The sequence below is a fragment of the Amycolatopsis sp. NPDC051372 genome, assembly GCF_040682095.1.
Classification (GTDB): Bacteria; Actinomycetota; Actinomycetes; order Mycobacteriales; family Pseudonocardiaceae; genus Amycolatopsis.
Map to the genome: position 1 here is coordinate 1 of NZ_JBFBAF010000096.1, position 1,656 is coordinate 1,656.

1 protein-coding gene is annotated in these 1,656 nt (G+C 68.4%); it reads right to left on the minus strand.

Annotation, left to right across the window (positions count from 1 at the left end):
- On the minus strand, nt 1–1,345 hold a 1,345-nt coding region (locus tag AB0M56_RS50480; protein WP_364190799.1), incomplete at its 3' end, for an IS110 family transposase.
- Between the last annotated feature and the right edge of the window lie 311 nt (nt 1,346–1,656).

Here is a 1,656-nt window from a genome sequence, read left to right on the forward strand (position 1 = left end):
TGGACGGGCCGGTCGATGGAGCGCTTGGCGACTTCTTGTTTCGCTGGCCCGTCCCCACTCCGGTTGTCCTGTGTGATCGGCGAATGTCTTCCGGAACGGTGTATCGCTGGGCGATGATGTCGCGGGCTTGGATCGCGGTGACGGGTGTGCCGTCGACGTCGCGCAGCTGGTAGTGCGTGTGGTTTTTCCAGCATGATGCGATGCGGGTCAGCAGGGTGGTTGCGATGTGGCAGAGCGCAGAGTTGTGGTGCTTGCCGGCTTCGACCATCAGCCGGTGATACTTCGCGGCCAAGGTGGGGTCGTGGCGGCGCGCCTGGCTGGCGGCCATGAACAATGCTTCGCGGAGCAGGGCGTCGCCGCGTTTGGTCGGGCCGCCGTGGCTGCCGGAGACGCCGGACGCGTTCAGCGACGGAATAAGGCCGCTGAAACCGCGGACTGCTGCCAAGGACGAGAACCGGTTGACGTTGCCGAGCCGTCCGAGAATGACTGCCCCGGTCACGGGTCCGACGCCGGGCGCGGAGGTGATGATCCCTTCGGGGTCACGTTCGGCGACCAGGACGGCGATACGTTCGTCGACATCTTTGATTTCATCGGTGATCGCCAGCGCGAGGCGGGCTTCGACGGCGATGTCGTCGGCCAGCTCGGCAAAGGCCAGTTCCTCGCCCCACAATTCGGTGGTCGCGGCGGCTGCGGCCAGGACCCTGTCGGCTTCCGGGTCGCCCCAGGCGCCGCGGGAGTGCCGGTAGAAGAATCGGGCCAACCGCGCACGGCCGAGGCGACGGACGGCGTGTGGGTCGGCGTAGCCGGCGGCGAGGAACCGCAGCGGAGTCTTGTTCGCCAGATCGCCGCTGAGGGCGGCATGCCAGTCCGGTCCCAGGATCTCCAGCAGCGCATCGAGCCGGGCGAGGCCGGCGGTGCGGCGCTGGACCAGCGTGGAGTGCAGTTTCGTCGCGCGCCGCAGCGGATCGCCCGGCCCCGTGCCCCGCTCGGGATGGAGTCCTTCGGGGTGCAGCAACGGCAGCCGGGCCAGCAGGACCGAGTCCATCCGGTCGCTCTTGGTGTGTTTGGCGTAGTAGGCGCGCAGATCCGCCGACCGCTCTGCGGACACCAGCACCACCGTCGCGCCCCGTCGGCGAAACCACGCGGCCAACGGAACCCACGCGTTGCGGGTCGGCTCCATCACGACCGTCACCTCCGCAGCCGTGACGCCGTCGGGCAGCCGTGCCCACAACCGATCCAGTTCCTCGCTGCGGGTGCGGAAGCGGTGCCCGGACCAGAGCACGCGTCCCTGCTCGTCGGCCATGCTGGCTTGGTGCTGCGCGCGGACCGCGAGGTCGATGCCCATCCGAACGATCAATGCCGGCTCCCTTGCTCGCGTGAATTCGGATCCGGCCGCCGCACCGCCGTGGGAGTCCGAGCCGCACCAGACATTCGCTAACAGGGATCCACATCCGCCTCGATCAGGACATGGTCACCGGGTTCCTAACAGGGCATCTCGAACTCCGGCAGTGGCCCCGCCCGCCAGCATGGTCAACAGGCAAGGAGTCGCGCAGCGCTCCACTCGGTCAAACAACGTTCACAGGCGGGTGCCGGACGACCCCGATCCCTCCCGCCGGCCGACGAGACAGGCTCAACGCCGCACACCCAGCTTGAATG